The organism is Sphingomonas sp. LR59, assembly GCF_036855945.1.
GTDB lineage: Bacteria > Pseudomonadota > Alphaproteobacteria > Sphingomonadales > Sphingomonadaceae > Sphingomonas.
Genome location: NZ_JASPFL010000001.1, coordinates 1,098,528 through 1,121,036, shown reverse-complemented (window position 1 = coordinate 1,121,036; position 22,509 = coordinate 1,098,528). Strand labels below are relative to the sequence as shown.

The following is a 22,509-nucleotide window of genomic DNA, read 5'->3' as shown; positions in this document are numbered from 1 at the left end:
CTGCGGATGATGTCTACGGATGATCGGCGCGATCATCCCCTGCCCGCATCGCAGCCGTCAATTGCAAAGCGGCAGCTCCCCTTTTCAGTCGCTATCGAGGGTGCACGATCAAGGCATGGGCGACATGTGCGTCGGCGGCCTCTTGAATTCGTTTCGGTGCCCGTCCAACTCTCCGCCACGAATATTCAGCGAAGGTCGTTCCGTACCATGACTCCAGACACCGCTTCCATCGAACCCCAGACGACGACGCCCCACACTCACGCCTTCGAGGCGGATGTCGCGCGGCTGCTGCACATGATGGTGCACTCGGTCTATTCGGATAAGACCGTGTTCCTGCGCGAGCTGATCTCGAATGCTGCCGACGCGTGCGAGAAGCTGCGCTACGAGGCGTTGAGCGCGCCCGAACTGCTCGGCGACGAGACCCGCACGCAGATCGCGATCACGCTCGATCCCGAAGCGCGCACGCTCACGATCGAGGACAACGGCATCGGCATGACCGCCGACGACATGGGCGAGGCGCTCGGCACGATCGCGCGCTCGGGCACCAAGGCGTTCATGGACCGCATCGCCGCCTCCAGCGGTTCCGAAGGCGCGCAGTTGATCGGCCAGTTCGGCGTCGGCTTCTATTCCGCATTCATGGTCGCCGAAAAGGTCGACGTCGTCTCGCGTCGCGCAGGCGCCGAAACTGCGTCGGTCTGGTCGTCGGACGGCCTCGGTACCTACACGATCGCACCCATCGACACTGCCGAAGCACCGTCACGCGGCACTCGCGTCGTGCTCCATCTGCTCGAGGACGCGACGTCGTTCACCGATCGCTTCACCGTCGAGCGGCTGATCAAGGATCAGTCGGGGCATGTCCCGGTCCCGATCACCCTGCGCGAAAAGCCCGATGCCGAGCCGGTCGACATCGCCGATGGCGCCGCCTTGTGGACCAAGCCCAAGTCCGAGATCAGCACGGAAGATTATGCCGATTTCTACCGCAGCGTCTCCGGCCAGTTCGACGAGCCCGCGCTGACGCTCCACTACCGCGCGGAAGGCGTGCACGAATATTCGGTGCTCGCGTTTGTGCCGGGCGCCAAGCCGTTCGACCTGTTCGATCCCGACCGCAACGGCCGGATGAAGCTGTACGTCAAGCGCGTCTTCATCACCGACGATGCCGAAGTCCTGCCGCGCTATCTTCGCTTTATGCGCGGGCTGGTGGAATCGTCGGATCTGCCGCTCAACGTCTCGCGCGAGATGATCCAGGAAAGCCCGATGCTCGCCGCGATCCGCAAGGGCGTGACCGGCCGGGTGCTGAGCGAACTCGACAAGCTCGCGACACGCGATGCCGACGCGTATGCAAAGATCTGGGAGAATTTCGGCGCGGTCCTGAAGGAAGGACTGTACGAGGATTTCGAACGCCGCGAGGCGCTGCTCAAGCTCGCGCGCTTCAAGACCACGACGTCCGGCGGCGCATGGCGTTCGGTCGCCGACTATGTCGGCGCGATGAAGGAGAACCAAACCGCGATCTATTACGCGGTCGGCACCGACCTCGACCGTCTTGAAGCCTCGCCGCAGCTCGAAGGGTTCCGCGCGCGGGGCATCGAGGTCTTGCTGCTGCCGGACTCAGTCGACGGGTTCTGGGTCACGGCGGGCATCGACTCCGACGGCAAGCCGTTCAAGTCGGTCACGCAAGGCGCTGCCGATCTCGGGCTGATCCCGCTGGTCGATGGCGCGGAGGCCCCCACCGCCGATGCCACGCCCGCAGTCGCGGACTTCATCACCTTCGTGAAGACCACGCTCGGCGATGCGGTTTCCGAAGTTCGCGCGTCCGAGCGGCTCACCGACAGCGCGGTCTGCCTGGTCGCGGCGGATAGCGGGATGGACCGCCAGCTCGAACGCATCCTGGCGGCCAGCGGTCAGGCGATGCCCGCCGCCAAGCCGGTGCTGGAGATCAACCCGCGCTCGGCGTTGATCGCCAAGCTGGCAGCGCTCGGCGAAGACGAGACGGCGCTGCGCGAGGATGCCGCACACTTGCTGTTCGACGAAGCGCAGATCGCCGATGGCGAGCGGCCGCTCGATGCGCGGGCCTTTTCGGCGCGGCTAAGCCGGCTGTTCACGCGCGCGCTTGGGTAACCGGTTTGCCTTCTCCCCACCCTGCAAGGTGGGGAGAAGGCCGGTCTCACATCCGGACCACGCGCGTCCCGATCCGTTCCGCTTCGGCCGGGTCATGCGTCACCATCAGGATCGGCAACTTCAGCACGTCGCGAACGTGTTCGATCGCAACGAGCACTTCCTCGCGTCGGGCGCGATCCAGCGAGGACAGCGGTTCGTCGAGGAGCAGAAAGCGCGGGTGGCTAAGCAATGCGCGGCCGATCGCGACGCGTTGCGCTTCGCCGCCCGACAATGTGCGTGGCCAGCGATCCAGAAGGTGACCGATGCCGAGGAACCCGATTTGCTCCTCGAACGCATCATGCTCGCGGCCAGCGCCGTAGAGGAGGTTCGCCCGGACACGCATGTGCGGGAAGAGGCGTGCGTCCTGGAATACATAACCGGCGCGGCGGCGTTCGGGGGGACGTCGATGCCGTCCCCGAACAGCGTGTCGCCGTCGACCGCGATGCGGCCGCGGTCGGGGCGGAGCAGTCCGGCGATCATGTTGAGCACACTCGACTTGCCGATACCGGACGGGCCGAACAGCACCGTCGCGCCTTCCCCCGCGTCCAGCGTCAGCGTGACCTGTGCATCGCCAAGACGCTTCTCGATATCGATCTCAAAGGACATGGAGCCCCCGTCCCGCGCGTCGCGTCAGCAGTTCGGACGCGATCAAAGCGATCAGCGACAATCCCACCGATACACACGATAATCGCCATACCAACGCGTCGGCACCAGGCTGCTGAAGCGCCGAATAGATCGCGAGCGGCAGCGTCTGTGTTTCGCCGGGCACATTGGAGACAAACGTGATCGTTGCCCCGAACTCGCCGATCGATCGCGCAAAGCCGAGCACAGCACCGGCGAGGACGCCGGGAACACTGAGCGGTAGTGTCAGCGTCCAGAAGACGCGCCATGGGCCTGCGCCCAGCGTCCTCGCGGCGTTTTCAAGTCGCCTATCCACCGCTTCGATCGAGATTCGCATCGCCCGCACCATCAGTGGCAACGCCATGACACCGGCGGCAATCGCCGCGCCCGTCCAGCGGAATAAGACCGTCACGCCGAACCAGTCCTGCAGCCACGCGCCGATCGGGCCATTGGGACCGAACGCGAGCAGCAGCAACCAACCGGTCACGACCGGCGGCACCACCAGCGGCAGATGGATCGCCGCGTCGACCACGACCTTCCCCGGAAAGCGGACCCTTGCGAGCAGCCAGGCCAGCGCGAACGCGACCGGCAGGGTCACCGCCATCGCCACGCCGCCGACCTTGAGCGACAGCGCGACGATACCCCATTCGGTTGCGTCGAGCATCTAGCGCGCGGAGAACCCGTAGCGGACGAAGATCGCCTTGCCCGCGGGCGAAACGAGGAACCGGCGGAAGCCCTCTGCCTCTGGGTTCGTCGATGTCTTCAGCCGCGCGATCGGATAGGTGATCGCGGGGTGCGTTGCGTCCGGGAAGACGCCAGCGATACGAACCTTGGCCGATGCCTTGGCATCGGTTGCGTAGACGATCGCGAGCGGCGCCGCGCCGCGCTCGACCAGCGCCAGCGTTGCGCGGACATTCTCCGCACGCACCACTTTCGGCGAAACCTGCGCCCAGACGCCGAGCTTTTCCAGTGACGCCTGGCCGTACTTGCCGGCCGGGACTGCGGTATCCGCCATCGCCAATGGCCCGGCCGTGAGAACGCGAACAAGGGCTGCGGGCGGGCGCACCGGGATACGGACCTTGCTGCCCGCCGGCGCCGCGACGACAAGGCGGTTGCCGAGGAACGTCACGCGGGTACTGGCGACGATTAGATTCTTCGTAGCGAGCGCGTTCATCCAGTCCTCGTCCGCCGACACGAACAGATCCGCGGGCGCACCGGCCTCGACCTGCCGTGCGAGCGCCGATGACGCCGCGAACGAGATTGTCGGCTTTACATGCCCCCTCTTCGCCCATGCGTCGGCAGCGGCAGTAAGCGATTCCTGTAGCGAGGCTGCAGCGAGCACTAGCGGCGGGCGCTGCTGTGCCTGGGCACCCGTCGCGCCAAGGCCGACCGTCATCACCAGCGCCGACGTCAGATACCGCATGCTGCTTGCCCCTCGAACTTTGCGCATACCGATATATAGCGCGGGACCATAACGCTAGCCGGTTCGATATGTTGCGCGCTTAGTTCGCCGTGACGCGTCCGGTCCGCGCGAGCTTGCCCCAACCGACCAGCGGCCCCCGCAGAGCCTGCGCGATCGCCTTCAGCACGACGTAGTACATCACCTGACGGTAGCCGATCCGCTGCGGGATCAGCAGCCAGAGCAGCCGCCAGCGTTCCTTGCGCTCCAATGCGAACGCGATCGTCGCGGCGAGCAGGTCGATCGCGGTGAAGATCAGCCAATAGGCGAGCATCGTGTAGACGTCGTGGCTGGTCTGCTCCCAGCCATGCGCCTGCACCGCGACATAGGTCGACGCGAAGCTGACCAGCAACGCGAGATCGATGATCGGCGAGATCGACGCGAGCACGATCTGGAACACGATCGCCTGTGGCAACCCGACCCAGCCGAGCCCGCGCGGATGCGACCGGCCGATCGCCGAGCGGTGCTTGTAGAGGCACTGCAGCGTCCCGAACGCCCAGCGGAACCGCTGTTTGGCGAGCGCGCGCATCGTCTCTGGCGCCTCGGTCCAGGCGATCGCGAACTGGTCGTACTGGACGGTCCAGCCATGCCGCTGGATCGCGATCGTCAGGTCCTGGTCCTCGGCGAGCGTATCGTCGGGATAACCGCCGACGCTGCGGATCGCCTCGAGCCGCCACGCGCCGACCGCCCCCGGCACGACGGTCATCGCGTTCAACCGCGCAAGCGCACGCCGTTCGAGATTCTGCGCTGTGATGTATTCGAGCGCCTGCCATTTGGTGATCAGGTTGACTCGGTTGCCGACCTTCGCGTTGCCCGCGACCGCGCCGAGCTTGGGATCGTCGAACCAGCGCGCGAGCCGTGCGATCGTCATCGGTTCGAACTGCGTATCGGCGTCGAGCGCGATCACGATCTCGCCACGCGCCAGTTCGAGCCCACGGTTGAGCGCGCGCGCCTTGCCGCCGTTTTCCAGCGTCAGAAGGCGGACGCGGTCGTCGCCGGCGAACGCCTCGGCGACGACGCGGCTGGTGCCGTCGCTCGATCCGTCGTCGATCACGATGACCTCGATCGCGACGTCGTTCGACGCCAGCACGCCCTCCACCGCGCGGACGATCACGCGCTCCTCGTTGAACGCGGGGATCATCACCGTGACGAAACGCGACGGATCGATCGCCGGGAACACCGTCTTCAACTCGCGACGTGCCTGGATCAGAGCGAGCGCCGACAGTGCCAGCGCGCGGATGATGCCGATGGTGATCGCGATTCCGAAGATCCAGCGGAGCGCGACGACGATCCCGCCGAGCGTGCTGAACAGCGCGAGATCCGCCACCGCGGCGACGCGGTCGCTCGACGAGATCACCGGCATCGACTGGTTGCGCGACAGCCCCGCAAGCGTCGAGACGGGGACGAAGCTGTAGCCCATCGCGCGCAGCCGCTCGATGATGATCGGCAGCGCGGCGACGGTCTCGGCGCGGTTGCCGCCGGCGTCGTGGAGCAGGATGACGTTGCCGCTGCGCTCGGGATTGCCCGCCTCGACGCCGGCGATCGTCCGGTCGATGATCGCCTGAACGCCGGGGCGCTTCCAGTCGTCGGGATCGACGTGCAGGCCGACCGAGATATAGCCGCGCTGCTGCGCTTCGAGCGCGGGCAGGATCTCGTCCGCGGTGCTCGGCTCGGCATCGCCGAAATAGGGCGCGCGGAACAGCCGGAGCGAACGCCCGGTGAACGCCTGGAACAGCCGTTGCGTGGTGTTCAACTCGTATTTCACCTGCCGCTGCGAAACGTTGGCGAGGTTGGGATGCGTATAGGTATGGCTGCCGATCTCATGGCCTTCGTCGACCATCCGCTCGAGCAGAGGGCGCTCGGTCAGCGCATTCTCGCCGATGACGAAGAACGTCGCGGGCGCATGTTCGCGCTTGAGCACGTCGAGGATCTGCGGCGTCCATTCGGGATCGGGGCCATCGTCGAACGTGAGCGCGAGCTGTTTCGGGCGATAGCCGGTCCGCTCGACCACATAGGGCGACGGCATCCGTTTGAAGACGACGTCGGCGAGCGTACCGTCCTTGGCCGGCACCGCGTCGCGGATACCGGTGACCGGCTCGGCGGCGATCTTCAGGATCTCGCCGCTGCCCTCGATATCGACATTGGTGCCCGCCGGCATGTTGTCGATCGCATCGGGGATCGGCAGTTTGCGATGGTCACGACCCCAGATCGACCAGAGGCCCGGATCCTCCGAGCCGAGACGCCAGAGCGCGACGCTGCCCAGGCCCGCCTTTTGCAGGAACGCGATCTGGTTGTAGGCCGACGCCGCATCGAGCAGCCAGACCTGATGCTGCACGCCGCCTTCGGAATAAGCGAAGCTGCTGTTGCCGCTCGCCTTGTCGAAGGTCGGCATCGTGCCCGAGTCCGCCGCGTTCTGCCACGCTTCCTCGACATCGAGTGCATCGCCGTTGCCCGCATCGGCGCCCGCGTGCCAGTCATACGCGTACGAGCCGATCGCGACGACCAGCTTCGACGGGGGATACCGCGCGCTGCGTCGGCGACCATGCGCGCGAACCAGCGCTGCGAGGCGATCGGGCCGGGCGCGCCGCTGGTCTCGTGCTCGTCATACGCCATCAGGAAGACCTTGTCGGTCACCTTGGCGTAGGCGGGCAGGTTCCAGTCGGGGTTGCCGACCGGCGCAGCGATCGCGACCACCCAGCCGCGGCTCGCGAACCGCGCGCGCGTTTCGGCGAGGAACGTGCGGTAGTTGGGCTGCGCCGACGCGGGCAAATCCTCGAAATCGTAGAACACGCCGCCGGCATGGTTCGCACTGAGGAACGGCACGAGCTTGTCGAGGAAGGCCGCACGTGCCTTGGGATCGGCGAACAGCGACGCGCTGCCGGCGCCATCCCAGTTCCCGTCGACCGCGTTCTGCACCATCGGCAGGATCATCGGCCGGTGGACCGCCTTGTTGAGGATGTCGCGCCCGGCCTGGTCGCGGAACACGGTGATGTGGTGATCCTTGCCGGTGATCGAGACCCAGCCGGGGATCAGCCAGTCGAGTTGTTCGACGTGCCGCGCGAGGCTGGCGGTGCTCGCCTCGTCCCACGGCGCGTGGAAGGCGATCGCGAGCGCAGGGTTGGCGCCATTGCCGACACCGGGCTTGGCCGCGCTCGTTCCGAACAATTGCTTGGCGTAGTAATTGAGGTCGCGCCGGGTCTCGCGGAGGATGCCGCCACGCGGTGCGGGCAGCTTGTGGAGCGCGGGGTGCTCGGGCTCGATCGGCAGCAACGGCGCGGTCGGCACCGCGCCGATCGAGACGGCGAACACCGCGATCGACAGCAGCAGCAGCGCGATGAACGCCGCGACGCCGAAGGTGAACCGCCGCCGACGACGGCCGCTTGCATCATAGAATACGGGATTGAGCGACATGGTGCGAGTATCAACCGGCCGAAGGAAAACGGCAACTCGCCGCAATAATTCGCTACAATGCCGTTTGCGTGAGCGCTGCTGAAAAATGCGTCACGCATAGTTTAGGTAACGACGCGGTTACTACTGCATCCCCTCCCGCAAGCGGGAGGGGACCGAGGGTGGGCACCCGGCTCGAACACACGCCGCGCTTGACGATAGCGCGAGCCCACCCCCACCCCCTCCCGCTTACGGGAGAGGGGAAGAAATCAGCGGAACTTGCCGCTGAGCGAGACGCCGATGATCCGCGGCTCGTTGAACACCGCCGCCATGTAGTTCTCGATCACGCCCTTAAGGTTCTTCTCGCCAGTGATGTTGCGCGCGAATACCGCCAACTCATACGCATCGTCCGGCGCCGCGTAGCCGATCTTCAGGCCACCCTCGAAGTTGCCGTTCGCGGTGAACTCCTTGGTCTTGTACAGCACGAACTGCGTGTAGCCCTGGATGTTGAAGTCGCCCGCGATGAACGCGCGACCGCCATTGCCCAGCGGCTGGTCGTAGCGCGCGGTGAGGTCGACGTTGTATTCCGGCGCATTCGGCAGCGGCTCGCCGTCGATCTTGACCAGGTATGTCGTACCGAACGGACCGACGATCGCCCGCGGCGTCCGCGATGGCGTGCAGACCACGACGCTGTTGAGCGCGCAGATCTGTACCTCGGTGGTCTTGTCGCGGATCGCGCTGTGCAGCAAGCTGAGCCCTGCGCCCAGCGTGAGGTTCGGGACAGGCTTCCAGTTTGCTTCGGCTTCCATGCCGTAGGCCTCGGCCTTGTTGCCGTTGAACAGGATGCCGTTGCCGTTCACATCGTTGCCGTTGAGCTGGATGTCGTTGACGCGGTAGCCGAACACCGTTGCGTTGAGGCTCAGCGTGTTGTCGAGCAGACGCGTCTTGATCCCCGTCTCCCACGACAGGATCGTCTCCGATTTCGCGGTCGAGAAGTCGGAGTTGAACACCGCCGAACGCCCCTGGATCGTCGGTCCGCGGAAGCCCTGAGCTACGCGCGAATACAGGCTAATGTCGGGGTTCGCCTGATACAGGATGCTCGCATCCCAGCTTGGCTTGGTCGACTTCAGCGTGACGTCGCGACGGAAGCCTGCCGGGTACTGGTTGACGCCCAGCGCATTCTGGACGGTCTTCAGCAGTTGCGTACGCTTCTTGTCCTCGGTGATGCGACCGCCGAGCGTGACCGTCAGCTTGTCCATCAGCTCGTAGCTGACTTGGCCGAAGCCCGCCCACGACGTGTTGACGTCGTGCAGCCGTACCCAGTTGTTGGGGTTCGGCCGGGTTCCGTTCACGTCCGGCGCGGTCAGGAAGAACGTCCGCTGGTAGAAATCGGTGATGTCGCGGTTGTCGAAATACAGGCCGCCGAGCTGCCAATTGAAGCGGCCGCCGGGGGTGCCGGCAATACGCAGTTCCTGCGACCATTGGTCAAGATCGCGGATCTGCCCCTGCGACTCGCCAAAGCCGTTCGCGCGCCCATTGAACGGAAAGCTGACGGCCGCACCACCATCGGTATCGCCGCGGCTGAAGCCCGACGTCGTCTCGTACGCAGTGATCGAGGTCAGCGTGGCCGGACCGAAGTCGTAGGCTGCGCGCGCCGAGCCGCCATAGGTGTTGTAGCTCTGCGGATTGTCGTTCCCCTCGTCGAGCGCCACCGTATTGCGCGGTTCGGCCGACACGTCGTTCGAGCCCTTTTTCAGCGCGCCGCGGTGGAACAGCGTCGAGGTGCCGTCATACCAGCGGGCATGCCCCGACAGGTCGAGCGTGAAGCGCTCGCCCGGGGTCAGCATCAGCTGGACGCGGACGTTACGGTCGTCGAAGCCGCCCATCGCATTGTTGCGCGGCGTCGCGGTGCTGTCCGCGCTGACGCCTGCGAACCGGTTGTCGATATAGTTTTCGCGGTGCTGGATCAGCGTCGAGAGACGGATCGCCAGCAGGTCCTTGATCAGCGGACCACCGACACCGGCGTCGAGGCTGACGCTGTTGTACGAGCCGACCGAGGCCGACGCGCGGCTGTCGAACTCGTTGGTCGGCTTGTTGGTGTCGAACTTGATGATGCCCGCAGTGGTATTGCGCCCGAACAGCGAGCCCTGCGGACCGCGCAGCACTTCGACCTGGCGGACGTCGAACACCGGGTTCGACTTCAGCACGACATGCTCGAGGATCACGTCGTCCTGGATGATCGTGACCGGCTGCGACGCGCCGAGGTAGAAATCGATGTTGCCGAGACCACGGATGTAGAAGCGCGGGAAGATGCGGCCGGTGGTCGATTCGACGTACAGTCCGGGAACGCGGCCCGACAGCGCGAGCAGCGTGTCGTCGCCGCCGGCGGTATAGGCGCGCAGCGCGTCACCCGATGCGACGCCGACCGACAGCGGCACCTTCTGGAGGTTCTCGGACCGGCGCTCTGCGGTGACGACGATATCGCCGAGCCCTTCTTCGGGAGCAGCCTGCTCCTGGACCGGCGCTGCCTGCGCGAACGCGGCCGTACCACCCACAAACGAACCAAACGCGACGCCGAGCATCAGCGCCGACTTAACGACCGAAATCTTCAAGATGAAATTCCCCAATCGTGCGGCGCCGTCCCTGACGACAAGCCGCACATCCCAAAATACAACGTCGTTGATCGTCCTCGACCATCCTCCCCGGACGGCACGACGACGCCTCGCGACGCTCACTCCCCAGGCCGGCGGTTAGGTCGGGATTGTGTTAGGATGATGACAGTTGGTTGCGGCGTTTTGGGGCTGGCGCCGGTTTGCAACACGGTGCGATATTTTTGCCGATGGCAGGGAGCGGGAACGCCATGCTAGCTTCGCCCTATGGGCTTGGTGATGCGATTTTGGCTGACCTTTCGGCGTTCGGGTTGGTTCGAGCCCAGTGCGACCGGCGGCCTCTTCCCGTTCCCTTTCGCCTGGCAGGCCTGGGCGATTATGGCGGCGTTTATCGCCGCGATCGCGGCGAGCGTCGTACTGCACGGCGAAGCGGCCTGGCTGACCCGGATTATCCTGTGCGTCGGCTACATCGCGTTTGGGATCGCAACGTACGAGTGACGGCGACGGGCAGATAATGAGAGAGCGGCTTGGGTGTAAACGATCCCTCCCCCGTCATGCCAGCGAACGCTGGTATCTCCCGGTTCGAGCCGGACGTGCGCCCCGGAGATACCCCAGCATTCGCTGGGGTGACGGCGGTTGGCGATGGGAGGACAAGAGCGGACTGCCGTTCGAACGCAACCTCAGTCGCGCCGCGGCAAAACCGCGCCGTCGGACGACACGACCGAGTACGAGCTCGGCCGGTCGCCGTCCGGCTAGACGCTTATCCTCGTCCAAGCAAAGCTTGGCCTCAGGCGTCGTCGCCCATCCTCAGCGCCGCAATAAACGCCTCCTGCGGGATGCTGACAGACCCGTATTCGCGCATCTTCAGCTTGCCCTTCTTCTGCTTCTCCAGAAGCTTCTTCTTGCGGCTCGCGTCGCCACCGTAACACTTCGCGGTCACGTCCTTGCGCATCGCGCTGATCGTCTCGCGCGCGATCACCTTGCCGCCGATCGCCGCCTGGATCGGGATCTTGAACAGATGGCGCGGGATCAGCTCCTTCAAACGCTCGACCATGCCGCGACCGCGGACTTCGGCGGTGCCGCGGTGGACGATCATGCTGAGCGCGTCGACCGGCTCCTCGTTGACGAGGATACCCATCTTGACGAGGTCGCCCTCGCGGTAGCCGATCTGGTGATAATCGAAGCTCGCATAACCCTTCGACATCGATTTTAGCCGATCGTAGAAATCGAACACCACTTCGTTCAGCGGCAGCTCGTAGGTCGCCTGCGCGCGACCGCCGACATAGGTCAGGTTCTTCTGGATTCCGCGGCGGTCCTGACAGAGCTTCAGGACGCTGCCGAGATACTCGTCGGGGACGTAGATCGTCGCCTCGATCCACGGCTCGCTGATCGTCGCGATCTTGTTCGGCTCGGGCATGTCGGCGGGGTTGTGCAGCTCGATATGCGTCGTGCCGGACGGATCGGGGTGGGTCAGCTCGATCTCATAGACGACGGAAGGCGCGGTGGTGATCAGGTCCAGATCATATTCGCGCGTCAGCCGCTCCTGGATGATCTCCAGATGCAGCAGCCCGAGGAACCCGCAGCGAAAGCCGAAGCCCAAAGCCGCCGACGTCTCCATCTCGAACGAGAAGCTCGCATCGTTCAGGCGCAGCTTCGAGATGCTCTCGCGCAGCTTCTCGAACTCGGCGGCATCGACCGGGAACATCCCGCAGAACACGACCGGCTGGACTTCCTTGAAGCCCGCGAGCGCTTCGAGCGCAGGCCGCTTCGCGTCGGTGATCGTGTCGCCGACACGGGTCTGCGCGACTTCTTTGATCTGCGCGGTGATGAAGCCCATCTCGCCGGTGCCGAGCTCGGTCAGCTGCTCGATCTTCGGGCGGAAACAGCCGACCCGGTCGACCAGATGCATCGTGCCGGTCTGCATGAACTTGATCTGCTGGCCCTTTTTCAGGACCCCGTCGATCACGCGGACAAGAATGACGACGCCGAGATACGGATCGTACCAGCTGTCGACGAGCATCGCCTTCAGCGGCGCCTCGGGGTCGCCGCTGGGTGGCGGGATCTTGGTGACGATCGCCTCGAGGATCTCGACGATGCCGATCCCGGACTTCGCCGACGCCAGCACCGCCTCCGACGCGTCGATGCCGATCACGTCCTCGATTTCCTTGCGGACCTTCTCGGGTTCGGCAGCGGGAAGATCGATCTTGTTGATCACCGGCACGATCTCGTGGTCGTGCTCGATCGACTGGTAGACGTTGGCGAGCGTCTGCGCCTCGACGCCCTGCGCGGCATCGACCACCAGCAGCGCGCCTTCGCACGCGGCCAGGCTGCGGCTCACTTCATAGGCGAAGTCGACATGGCCCGGCGTGTCCATCAGGTTGAGGACGTAATCGAGGCCGTCCTTGGCGTGATACGCAAGGCGCACGGTCTGCGCCTTGATCGTGATCCCGCGCTCCTTCTCGATGTCCATGTTGTCGAGCACCTGCTCGGACATTTCGCGCGCGGTGAGGCCGCCAGTTTCCTGGATCAGCCGATCGGCGAGCGTCGACTTGCCGTGGTCGATATGGGCGATGATGGAAAAATTGCGGATGCGGTCGAGCGGAGTCATGCCGCGCTCCTAGCAGTGCCGTTCCGTGTGCGATAGATCGCACCAACACTCGACAGGGAGCAGCTGATATTTGTCTTGCCCGGACTTGCTGTCGCGGCTAGGGGGCTCACCGGCAATGTTGTCGGGGCGTGGCGCAGTCTGGTAGCGCACTGGTCTCGGGGTCCAGGGGTCGTAGGTTCGAATCCTATCGCCCCGACCATTGCCGATTTTTCGGGGCAAGTGCCCCCTTCCCCGAGCTGAATTTCCGATCGACGTGTCGCACGCCCCCTAGGGGCCCCGTGGTCGGACATCCGCGTCGATCTCGATCCATGCGCCGAACCGTATCGACCCTCCCCCGCCAAGGGGAGGATCGTAGGAAGGGCATTGTCGGCGGGCTCAGGCGATTTTTTCGAGCGGCGCATCGGGACGGTCCGCGTGCGCACGGAAGCGCGCGGCAGTGGCTTGCGTGTAGGGCTTGGCCATTACCGTCGACACCGTCACCGAGTCCGCCGTCGCATGGTCCGGCGTGAGGGTGAGCAGCGTGAACCCCTTGCCGTCCTGGTCGCAGAAGCGGACTTCACCCTTGTTGGCGTCGGCTATCAGTGTGCCGATGCCGGGGAGTAGCGAGCCATAGGACGGGCTGGTGATCGCGGTGCAGCCGAACTCCGCGGCGACCAGCTTGCCCGATGCGTCGTGCAGATCGTTCGCCCACGCCGCGTGGCTGTCGCCCGAGAGCACGATCGGCCGCGACTTCGCGCGCTGGAACGCCGCATACAGACGCTCGCGGGCGGGCGGATACCCGTCCCAGCTGTCGAAGCCGAACGGCAGGCCGGCACGATACGAGGCGATGCTCGCGGTCAGCCGCTCGCGCCAGATCGCGGGCAGCTTCGCCATCGTCTCGGCGAACTTTACCGGCCCGAGCTGGCGCTCCATGTCGGGGCCCGCGACCTTCGCCATCACCACCTGGTTGCCGAGCACCTGCCACGGCTTGCCCGCCGCGACCGAGGTCGCCATCGTCTTCTCGACCCAGGCCAATTGCGCCGGTCCGAGCAGTTCGCGATCGGTGCGCGCGCGCTCGGCGAGCATCGGTGCATATTCGGCGGGTGTGATCTCCTCGCTCTTCGACACGACCTGATGGCTGCGCGCGAGCAGCCGCGTCTCGACCATCACCAGCGTCGCGAGATCGCCGAAGTCGAAGCTGCGGTTGATCGCGGCCCAGGGCTGGCCGGGCTTGGGATCGCGGATCGGCATCCACTCGAAGTACGCCTGCATCGCCGCCGCCTTCCGCGCGTCCCAGTCGCCTTCGGTCTTCGGATCGTGATTCTCGGCACCGTGCATCCAGTCGTCGTTGGCGACTTCGTGATCGTCCCAGACGCAGATGAACGCGGCGCGGGCGTGGGCGGCCTGCATGTCGACGTCTCGCTTCACCTGCGCGTGGCGCATACGATAATCGGCGAGGCTGACGATCTCGTGGCGTGGCTCGACCAGGCGGCCGATCTTCTTGGCGATGTCTGCGCCATAGCCGTCGACGCCATATTCGTAGATGTAGTCGCCAAGGTGGAGCACCGCGTCGAGCCGATCGAGCTTGGCGATCGCGTCATAGGCGTTGAACAGCCCGCCCGCGTAGAGCTGGCACGAGACGACGGCCATCACGACATCGGCGACCTTGCCCTTGGGCAACGTGCGGAACCGGCCGACCGGCGAGCGCGTGCCGTCGGCGGCGTCGAACCAGTAGCGATACTCGCGGCCCGGCTGGAGGCCGGTTGCGTCTACCTTAGCGGTGAAATCGCGTGCCGCACGCGCCTTGACGGTGCCCGAACGGAGCGACTTGCCGCCCTCGGTCTCCGCAACGTGCCACGTCAGTGCGATGTCGCGGGCTTGCGTCGCCTCGGCCGGAGTCGCACGCGTCCAGAGGATCGCGCCGTCGATCGCGGGATCACCGCTCGCGACACCGTGATCGAAGCGTACCTTCACTGCGCCCGCCGCCCGCGATGCGACTGCGGGCAGCACAAGCGTGGCACCGGAGCCGGCGAGTTTGAGGGCGTTCTTCAAGGCATCGCGGCGGTTGATCGTCATCGGCTCAAGCTTTCGTGTCGGGTGTTGGCCGCCTGCTACCTCTGATCGAAGACACCCCGGTGGCAGCGATGTGACACGCGCGTTACGCAATAGTCATCTTGCTTTCATCATTGCGACGTCGAAACGTCACGCGCCGCCCCTAGTGCCTCCCCAACGACACGGGGGACTTAATGACACGCATCTTCACGCGGCTCGCAGTTGCGACGCTCGCCACGACCTGCTCGACCGCCGCGCTCGCGCAGGCGTCGGCACAGGCGGCCGCAGGGGCCGACGTCCAGGCCAGCACGCCAAACGATGAGATCGTCGTCACCGCGCAGAAGCGCGAACAGCGGATCGCCGATGTCCCCGTCACCGTCACCGCAGTGACCGGCGCGAAGATGGCCGCGATCGGCGTCAATTCACTGACCGAGGTCGCCGCCTATATTCCCGGCCTGCAGATCCAGGAGCAGAGCGCGAACAATCCGGGCTTCGTGATCCGCGGCATCACCTCGGACAACGGATCGTCGCAGCAGGGCGCCCGCGTCACGCTCTATTACAACGGCATCGACATCAGCCGGTCGCGCGGCGCGTATCAGGACCTGTACGATCTGGAGCGGATCGAGGTCGTGAAGGGCCCGCAGGCGACCTTGTTCGGCACCGCCGCCGCGGTCGGCGCGATCAGCGTCATCTCGGCAAAACCGCAGCCCGGCGTGTCGGGCGCGATCAACGGCTCGTACGGCAACTTCAACCGCACGCAGGTGTCGGGCTTCCTCAACGCCGGCAACGACGTGCTCGCCGGGCGGATCGCCTTCGCCTACAAATTCCGCGACGGCTATGTCCGCAACATCGCCGGCGACGCGAACGTGCCGAACCAGAACCAGGGTGGCGTCGACCAGGACGATCTGAACGGCCAGGACCAGCGCGGCATCCGCGGATCGCTGCGCTATCGCCCTAGCGACAGCATCACCGCCGATCTCGTCCTGACCTATGACGGCCAGCGCAATCCCGGCACCGCGTTCAAGAGCCGCGCGCATGCCCCGACCGGCGGCCAGACCGGCGACTATGGCTATGCCGAACTGTCGGGCTCGCCGTACAGCGCGGCGGTGCTCGGCGCTCGGAAACTCGGGCTCGACCGCAACGTCTACGACGCCAATTTGACGATCACCGCGGAGCTGTCGCCGGGGATCACCTTCACCACCGTCAACGGCTATCGCCGGTTCGACGCACTTGAGATCTTCGACGCTGATGGTGGCCCCGCCGCCTATCTCGAATTCGCCGAGGATGCGAAGGGCGACCAGTGGAGCCATGAAAGCCGCTTCGCCTTCGAAGGGCCGAAGTATCGCGCCTCGGTCGGCTGGAACGCGTTCTTCGAGAACGGCTTCCAGCGCGTTCCGTTCGCGACGGAAGAGGGCACGTATCTCGCCTGCTCGGTTGCCGCGGCGTATCAGCCGATCCGGACCGCGCTCAACCGCGCGGGCATTCCGACCGAGACCGGCTGCGTCGCCGCCAACGGCACGATCCCGGCCACCCGCGCGACGTCGATCCTGACCGGCGGACGTGCCACCGCAATACCTTACGCGGCAGAGTTCACGAACTTTGGTAGGAACAATACCTACTCGGTGTTCGCCGACGCGACGTATATCCCGGTGCCCGCGCTCGAGCTGACCGCCGGCGCCCGCATCCTAATCGAGGATCGCCAGTCGGGGTATTCCTCGGTCCAGCCGAACTCGGTGATCCTCGCATCGCTCGGTATCCAGTCGAGCCTGCTCGGCACGGTGAACACCAACGGCAGCAAGTTCGTCGCCGAGAGGAGCTTCACCGCGATCCTGCCGCGCTTTAACGCGCTGCTGAAGCTCAACAGCGCGGTCAATCTGTACGGCACGATCAGCAAGGGCCGACGCTCGCCGGTGGTCCAGCTTGCCGCACAGCGCACCGCGTTCGGCGTCGGTCCCAACCTCCAGATCATTCCGGAAGAGAAGGTCTGGAATTACGAAGGCGGCATCAAGGGAAGCGTCGGACCGTTCAGCGGCGCCGCCTCGGTGTTCTACCAGACCTATGACGGCTTCCAGTTCTCGGTGACGAGCAACGGCGTGACGACGGTCCGTAGCGCGGACTCGGCCAACAGCGTCGGCGTCGAGCTCGAAGGCAATCTGAAGCTCGCGTCGTATCTCTCTGCCTTCGCGACGTTTGCGTATATTGATGGCGGGATCGGCGACGACGTCGCGAACGGCCCCTATGCCGGCAACCAGTTCCGCCTTCAGCCCAAGACGACGGCGTCGGGCGGCCTGATCCTGCGCGCGCCAGTGGGCGGCGTGACCGTCTACGCGACCCCCAGCGTGACCTACAAATCGAAGGTCTTCTTCGAGCTGCCGAACACCGAGGCGGTCAGCCAGAGGGGCTATACGCTGGTCAACCTCCGCGCCGGGCTGGAGTTCGCGCAGGGCCGCTACAGCGTCGGCGGCTTCGTCCGGAACGCGACCAACAAGCGCTACCTGATCGACGCGGGCAACACCGGCGGGGGCTTCGGCATCCCGACCTACATCGCCGGCGAGCCACGCTTCTACGGCGTCGAGCTGGGCGCGAAATTCTAACTCTCACGCATCGTTACACACCACGCAACCATCCCCGGGGGGACCAAGCATGACGTTCGAGACCATCTATACCGACGGCGATATCGATACCAATCCGACCGCGAACCCGCATCTCAACGACCTGATCGAGGTGCGCTATTCGCGGCGCCAGACCTTGATGGGCGGTATGTCGGCGACGGCCGCCGCGGTGTTCGGCGGCATGTTGCTGACCGGGTGCGACGACGACAATAACGGCGGCTCGGACCCTGTCACGGTGACCGCGACCGCCGGGGGCAGTTCGACCGCCGGCCGCGTCGCAACGCTGACCGGTGCCGCGATCGGCCAGGTCGACAGCGTGAGCTGGACGCAGACGGCTGGACCGACGGTAACGCTGGCAGGCGCGACGACGACGGTTGCGACGTTCGTCGTGCCGGGTGCCACCGCAGGCACGGTGCTGAGCTTCCTGTTCACCGCCGTTTCGGCAAGCGGATCGGTCACCGCGACGACCAGCGTGACGGTCGGCGCGGCCTCGCTGGGCTTTACGGCGGTTGCGAAGAGTCTCGCCGATGTGGTTGCAGTACCGTCGGGATACGCCGTCACCGTGTTGTATCGCCTCGGCGATCCGATCGGCAGCGGCGTCGGCACCTATGCCAATGACGGCACCGATGCGACCTTCTCGAAGCGCGCGGGCGATCACCATGACGGCATGAGCTATTTCGGGATGTCCGCCACGGGTACGCCGGATGCGAACGGCAACACGCGTGGCCTGCTCGTGCTCAACCATGAGAACATCACGCAGGCCTATCTGCATCCGAACGGTGCGACCAATAGCGGCGGCGTCCGGCCCGAAGCCGAAGCGCTGAAAGAGATGGAGTGCCACGGCGTGTCGGTGATCGAGATCAACCGCGCCGCCGCCTGGAGCTACACGACCGCGTCGTCGTTCAACCGCCGGATTACGCCGCTGACGCCGATGAGCTTCTCGGGGCCGGTGCGCGGTGCCGACAGCCTCAAGACGCGCTACTCGCCCGATGCCACGACCGGCCGCGGCACGATCAATAATTGTGCCAATGGTACAATGCCTTGGCACACGTATTTGACGAACGAAGAGAACTGGGTTGGCTATTTCAAGCGTGAAGTCGGCGATGCCGCGCGCCGTGCGGCGACCGGCGCGGTTGGTGTGAAGGCCAACACGTCGCTGACGCGATATGGCAAGTCCGAGAGCAATACCGGCGGCAATTACGGGTGGTCGACAGTGGCCCCGGCGGACACGACCAGCACGTTGTATTCGCGGTGGAACATCACCGCGCAGGCCGGTGCTCCCGCCGACGGCTCGGGCGATTTCCGAAACGAGATCTTCCAGTACGGCTGGGTGGTCGAGATCGATCCGTTCGATGCTACCTCGACGCCGCGCAAGCGGACTGCGCTGGGTCGCATGAACCACGAGGGCTGCCAGATCGGCCGGACGATCGCGGGCGTGAAGCCGGCCTTCTACATGGGCGACGACGCGCAGAACGAATATATCTACAAGTTCGTGTCGGCCACGCCGTGGTCTGCGGCGGATGCGAGCGCGGCGAACCGCTTGGCGATCGGCGACAAGTATCTGGATACCGGAACGCTTTACGTCGCCAAGTTCGCAGCGGATGGCAGCGGGCAGTGGATGCCACTGGTGTTCGGCCAGGGCCCCCTCACCTCCGCCAATGCGGCCTATTCGTTTGCAAGCCAGGTCGATGTGCTGATCAACACGCGTCTCGCTGCCGATGCGCTGGGTGCGACGCGGATGGATCGGCCGGAGTGGACTGCGGTCAATCCCGCGACCGGCGAGATGTATTGCACGCTCACCAACAACTCGTCGCGGACCGTGGCGACGACGGATGCGTCGAACCCGCGGGCCTATGTCGATCCGAAGACTACCGGCGGGCAGACCACGGGTAACGCCAATGGGCACATCATCCGCCTGCGCGAGACGGGGGATACGTCCGAGGCGCTGACATTCGCCTGGGACATTTATGCGTTCGGCGCGGGCTCCGATCTGGATGCTACCAACATCAACCTGTCGGGGCTCGATGCGACCAACGACTTCTCATCGCCGGACGGCCTGTGGTTCGGCCTGCCAAGCAACGCCTCGGGGACGATCGCGCCGGTGATGTGGATCGAGACCGACGACGGCGCCTATACCGACGTCACCAACTGCATGCTGCTCGCGTCGGTGCCGGGGATCGTCAACGACGGTGGCACGCGGACGGTGACCAACACGATCGGCGCGGCTACCGGCAGCGTCACGACCCGGATCGGCAAGGCGCCGGGCGCGGCGCTGCGGCGCTTCCTGGTCGGGCCGAAGGAGTGCGAGATCACCGGCATCCATACGACGCCGGATGGCCGGTCGCTGTTCGTCAACATCCAGCATCCGGGTGAGAATGGCGGGCCGACGAACATCACGAGCAGCTGGCCGGCAAACCAGGCAGGTGCGGTGACGACGCCGTCGCGGCCGAGGTCGGCGACGATCGTGATCACGAAGAACGATGGGGGTGTGGTGGGGCTTTAATCGAAGGCCCGTACGATCCTCCCCCGCCAGGGGAGGTGGCACCGAAGGTGACGGAGGGGGAGGATGCGTAACAGAGGTTTCCCTTTCCGCCCCCTCCGTCTGGCAAGCGCCAGCCACCTCCCCCTGGCGGGGGAGGATTGTAAGAATTCTCCAAGGTACGATGTGCCCCGCCCCGGCGGAGGCCGGGGTCCAGTTGGGAGACGTCGCCAACTGAGTGCTGCGCGTCGTTATTACCACCTTTCCAACTGGGCCCCGGCCTTCGCCGGGGAGGTAGATGTTCGTTGCGGTCTTATCGTTTCAATTGGTTGGCGCTCGTTCCTAACGAGCGATCACAGGCGTCAGACCGACCCTGCCGGAATCCGCGCCAGCGCCTCCTGCTCGATCTTCTCCAACTCATCGCGCGTCTGGACGATCGCCTCGCGTTGCGCATCCAGCAGGTCGATACGCTGCCGACAGCGTTCCGCCAGCGCGCGCATCTGTTCCACATGCTGCGGATCGGCATCGTAGAGGTCGAGGAACTCCTCGATGTCGCGCAACGTGAAGCCGAGACGTTTGCCGCGCAGGATCAGCTGCATCCGTGCCACTTCGCGCCGCGTGTAGACGCGCGTCGTCCCGATCCGGCAGGGCTCAATCAGTCCCTTGTCCTCGTAGAAGCGGAGCGTCCGCGCGCTCACGCCGAGCATGCGCGAGACCTCCTGTATGCCGGTAAGATCGTCCTGTCGGTCGTTCACGCGTCCACTCCCCTCACCTCCGTCGCTGCGGCCTTTGCGGCCTCTTCTGCGACAAGCTCCTTTTGGATAGCTTGCCGATCAGCGTCTTGGGGAGACTGTCGCGGATTTCTACCTCGCGGGGAAGCTCGATCTTGCTGATCTTGTCGCGGAGAAAATCGCGCAGTTCGAGCGGGGTAGCGACCGCGCCTTCGGCCAGCACGACGAACGCCTTGGGGGCCTGGCCGCGGTATTTGTCGAGCACGCCGATCACGACCGCTTCGAGCACCGCGGGGTGTTCGTACAAGGCCTCCTCGATCACGCGCGGATAGACGTTGTAGCCGCCGGCGAGGATCAAATCCTTGATCCGGTCGACGATGAACAGATAGCCGTCCGCATCGAGATGCCCGACGTCGCCGGTGCGCAGCGCGCCGTCCGCGAACAACTCGGCGGTGGCGGCGGGCTTGTGCCAATAGCCTTGCGTGATCTGCGGACCACGCGCGCAGATCTCGCCATTCTCACCTACGGGCAGCAGCCGGGTCGGATCCTCGCGGTCGCGGATCTCGATCGTCGTGCCGGGAAAGGGCAGCCCGGCGGAGCCCGGCTTGTTGAGGCCATCGATCGGGTTGCAGGTGATGATCGGCGAGGCTTCGGACAGGCCATACCCCTCGCACAGCTTGGCGCCGGTCGCCGCCTCGAACGCGATCCGCACCTCTGCCGGCAGCGGCGCACCGCCCGAAATGCAGGCGTGGATCGAGGACAGGTCGATCTTCTGGGTTTCGGCCGCGGTGGTGATCGCGGCGTAGATCGTTGGGACCGCGGGGAAATAACTTGGCCTGGTGCGTGCAATCGTCTTGAGCAGCTGACCGAGTTCGAAGCGCGGCATAAGGATCATTTCTGCGCCCGCGCGGATCGAATAGGTCAGCACCGTCGTCAGCGCGAAGACGTGGAACAGCGGCAGCGCCCCGAGCACGCGGTCCTGGTGGGGCTGCTCGCCGCCGACGAACACCATCATCGCATCGGCGTTCGACACCATATTCGCGTGGCTGAGCATCGCCGCCTTGGGCTCGCCGGTGGTGCCGCCGGTATATTGCAGCACCGCGACCTCGTCCGGCGTGACCGTGACGGGGGTTGGCGCACCTTTCGCCTTCAGCAGCGAGTCGAACGTGCAATGGCGCGCGTCAGTCGGTGCCCGACCGATCTCGGCGCGCTTGAAGATGCGGTAGGCGATCGACTTCAGCGTCGGCAACGCACCGGCGATCGGGCAGGTGATGACGTGCTTCACGCCCATCTGCCCCGCGACCTTCAGGACACGCGCGTGGATCTCCGAGATGTCGCAGGTGGCGATGATCGTCGCGCCCGAATCCTCGAGCAGATGCGCGAGCTCGCGCTCGACATAGAGCGGATTGACGTTGACGACGATCCCGCCCGCCTTGAGGATCGCGAAGAACAGGATCGGGTAATAGGGCGTGTTCGGCAGGCAAAGCGCCACGCGCGTCCCCTTCACGACGCCAAGGTCCTGGAGCCCCTTCGCGGCCCGGTCGACCTGCTCGCCGAGCTCGGTATAGGTCAGCGTCCGGCCCATGAAGTCGAGCACGTTGCGCGACCCGAACCGGCGCACCGACGTGTCGAGCATGTCGCCCAGCAGGCGTGGCTCGCCCTGCAACGGCATGCCGATCGCCTTGCCCCCGGAAGTGTCCTGCATCTCGCTCTCCATTACTCGATGTGCGTAAGCCATATTGTCGGCCGCTTCACCTTGACGTAAAGGTGAGGTATCGCACCTTAAGGGTAACCCGCAAGCGTTAACCGGGTCGACCG

Annotated in this window: 13 protein-coding genes, 1 tRNA gene and 1 pseudogene; 5 read left to right on the top strand and 10 right to left on the bottom strand. The window is 65.4% G+C overall.

What is annotated here, in order from left to right; genetic code table 11:
- Positions 1 to 207: 207 nt before the first annotated feature.
- Positions 208 to 2,115, top strand: a complete 1,908-nt coding sequence (htpG, locus tag QP164_RS05130) for a molecular chaperone HtpG (RefSeq protein ID WP_333922400.1) — start codon at positions 208 to 210, stop codon at positions 2,113 to 2,115.
- Between the two features lie 46 nt (positions 2,116 to 2,161).
- On the opposite strand, the pseudogene QP164_RS05125 reads toward htpG, so the two are convergent.
- The 6 genes and pseudogenes from QP164_RS05125 to QP164_RS05105 form a co-directional block, all read right to left on the bottom strand.
- Positions 2,162 to 2,760 (bottom strand): annotated as a pseudogene (locus QP164_RS05125) (ATP-binding cassette domain-containing protein).
- Positions 2,750 to 3,439, bottom strand: a complete 690-nt coding sequence (modB, locus tag QP164_RS05120) for a molybdate ABC transporter permease subunit (RefSeq protein WP_333922399.1) — start codon at positions 3,437 to 3,439, stop codon at positions 2,750 to 2,752. Before modB ends, QP164_RS05125 begins: the two are co-directional and overlap by 11 nt.
- Complete coding sequence (gene modA / locus QP164_RS05115; protein ID WP_333922398.1) at positions 3,440 to 4,198, bottom strand: molybdate ABC transporter substrate-binding protein; 759 nt, start codon at positions 4,196 to 4,198, stop codon at positions 3,440 to 3,442. It abuts the gene before it with no gap.
- A 79-nt stretch (positions 4,199 to 4,277) separates the two neighbouring features.
- Entirely contained in the window at positions 4,278 to 6,260 is a 1,983-nt protein-coding gene (locus tag QP164_RS19775; protein WP_443027475.1) for a polysaccharide deacetylase family protein, read from the bottom strand.
- An 83-nt stretch (positions 6,261 to 6,343) separates the two neighbouring features.
- The gene (locus QP164_RS19770; protein ID WP_443027422.1) at positions 6,344 to 7,645 is read right to left on the bottom strand and encodes a glycosyl hydrolase family 18 protein; all 1,302 of its coding nucleotides are present in this window, start codon (positions 7,643 to 7,645) and stop codon (positions 6,344 to 6,346) included.
- Between the two features lie 245 nt (positions 7,646 to 7,890).
- The gene (locus QP164_RS05105; protein WP_435368358.1) at positions 7,891 to 10,203 is read right to left on the bottom strand and encodes a TonB-dependent receptor; all 2,313 of its coding nucleotides are present in this window, start codon (positions 10,201 to 10,203) and stop codon (positions 7,891 to 7,893) included.
- A 294-nt stretch (positions 10,204 to 10,497) separates the two neighbouring features.
- On the opposite strand from QP164_RS05105, the gene QP164_RS05100 reads away from it, so the two are divergent.
- Positions 10,498 to 10,728, top strand: a complete 231-nt coding sequence (locus QP164_RS05100; protein WP_333922396.1) for a hypothetical protein — start codon at positions 10,498 to 10,500, stop codon at positions 10,726 to 10,728.
- 289 nt (positions 10,729 to 11,017) lie between these two features.
- On the opposite strand, the gene lepA is transcribed toward QP164_RS05100, so the two are convergent.
- On the bottom strand, positions 11,018 to 12,838 hold the full coding sequence (lepA, locus tag QP164_RS05095) for a translation elongation factor 4 (protein ID WP_056049136.1): 1,821 nt from the start codon (positions 12,836 to 12,838) through the stop codon (positions 11,018 to 11,020).
- Positions 12,839 to 12,960: 122 nt separating this feature from the next.
- On the opposite strand from lepA, the gene QP164_RS05090 reads away from it, so the two are divergent.
- A tRNA-Pro gene (locus QP164_RS05090) sits at positions 12,961 to 13,037 on the top strand.
- Positions 13,038 to 13,213: 176 nt separating this feature from the next.
- Here the strand turns inward: QP164_RS05090 and QP164_RS05085 are convergent.
- Entirely contained in the window at positions 13,214 to 14,893 is a 1,680-nt protein-coding gene (locus QP164_RS05085) for an alkaline phosphatase D family protein (protein WP_333922395.1), read from the bottom strand.
- A 170-nt stretch (positions 14,894 to 15,063) separates the two neighbouring features.
- Here QP164_RS05085 and QP164_RS05080 point away from each other — a divergent pair, with 170 nt between their 5' ends.
- Positions 15,064 to 17,463 carry a TonB-dependent receptor gene (locus QP164_RS05080; RefSeq protein WP_333922394.1) on the top strand — a complete coding sequence of 800 codons (2,400 nt, stop codon included), beginning with the start codon at positions 15,064 to 15,066 and terminating at the stop codon, positions 17,461 to 17,463.
- Between the two features lie 49 nt (positions 17,464 to 17,512).
- The gene (locus QP164_RS05075; protein WP_333922393.1) at positions 17,513 to 19,984 is read left to right on the top strand and encodes a PhoX family protein; all 2,472 of its coding nucleotides are present in this window, start codon (positions 17,513 to 17,515) and stop codon (positions 19,982 to 19,984) included.
- 338 nt (positions 19,985 to 20,322) lie between these two features.
- On the opposite strand, the gene QP164_RS05070 is transcribed toward QP164_RS05075, so the two are convergent.
- Together QP164_RS05070 and QP164_RS05065 are read right to left on the bottom strand one after the other, a co-directional pair.
- The gene (locus QP164_RS05070; protein ID WP_121885031.1) at positions 20,323 to 20,715 is read right to left on the bottom strand and encodes a MerR family transcriptional regulator; all 393 of its coding nucleotides are present in this window, start codon (positions 20,713 to 20,715) and stop codon (positions 20,323 to 20,325) included.
- Between the two features lie 13 nt (positions 20,716 to 20,728).
- Positions 20,729 to 22,396, bottom strand: a complete 1,668-nt coding sequence (locus QP164_RS05065; protein WP_333922392.1) for a long-chain-fatty-acid--CoA ligase — start codon at positions 22,394 to 22,396, stop codon at positions 20,729 to 20,731.
- Positions 22,397 to 22,509: the final 113 nt, after the last annotated feature.

Excerpts from the sequence above, each read along its gene's own strand:
- QP164_RS05085 (WP_333922395.1), bottom strand. The coding sequence starts at position 14,893 with ATGACGATCAACCGCCGCGATGCCTTGAAGAACGCCCTCAAACTCGCC.
- QP164_RS05105 (WP_435368358.1), bottom strand. The coding sequence starts at position 10,203 with ATGCTCGGCGTCGCGTTTGGTTCGTTTGTGGGTGGTACGGCCGCGTTC.
- QP164_RS05065 (WP_333922392.1), bottom strand. The coding sequence starts at position 22,396 with ATGCAGGACACTTCCGGGGGCAAGGCGATCGGCATGCCGTTGCAGGGC.
- modA (WP_333922398.1), bottom strand. The coding sequence starts at position 4,198 with ATGCGGTATCTGACGTCGGCGCTGGTGATGACGGTCGGCCTTGGCGCG.
- htpG (WP_333922400.1), top strand. The coding sequence starts at position 208 with ATGACTCCAGACACCGCTTCCATCGAACCCCAGACGACGACGCCCCAC.
- QP164_RS19770 (WP_443027422.1), bottom strand. The coding sequence starts at position 7,645 with ATGTCGCTCAATCCCGTATTCTATGATGCAAGCGGCCGTCGTCGGCGG.
- QP164_RS05080 (WP_333922394.1), top strand. The coding sequence starts at position 15,064 with ATGACACGCATCTTCACGCGGCTCGCAGTTGCGACGCTCGCCACGACC.
- lepA (WP_056049136.1), bottom strand. The coding sequence starts at position 12,838 with ATGACTCCGCTCGACCGCATCCGCAATTTTTCCATCATCGCCCATATC.
- QP164_RS05100 (WP_333922396.1), top strand. The coding sequence starts at position 10,498 with ATGGGCTTGGTGATGCGATTTTGGCTGACCTTTCGGCGTTCGGGTTGG.
- QP164_RS05075 (WP_333922393.1), top strand. The coding sequence starts at position 17,513 with ATGACGTTCGAGACCATCTATACCGACGGCGATATCGATACCAATCCG.
- modB (WP_333922399.1), bottom strand. The coding sequence starts at position 3,439 with ATGCTCGACGCAACCGAATGGGGTATCGTCGCGCTGTCGCTCAAGGTC.
- QP164_RS19775 (WP_443027475.1), bottom strand. The coding sequence starts at position 6,260 with ATGCCGTCGCCCTATGTGGTCGAGCGGACCGGCTATCGCCCGAAACAG.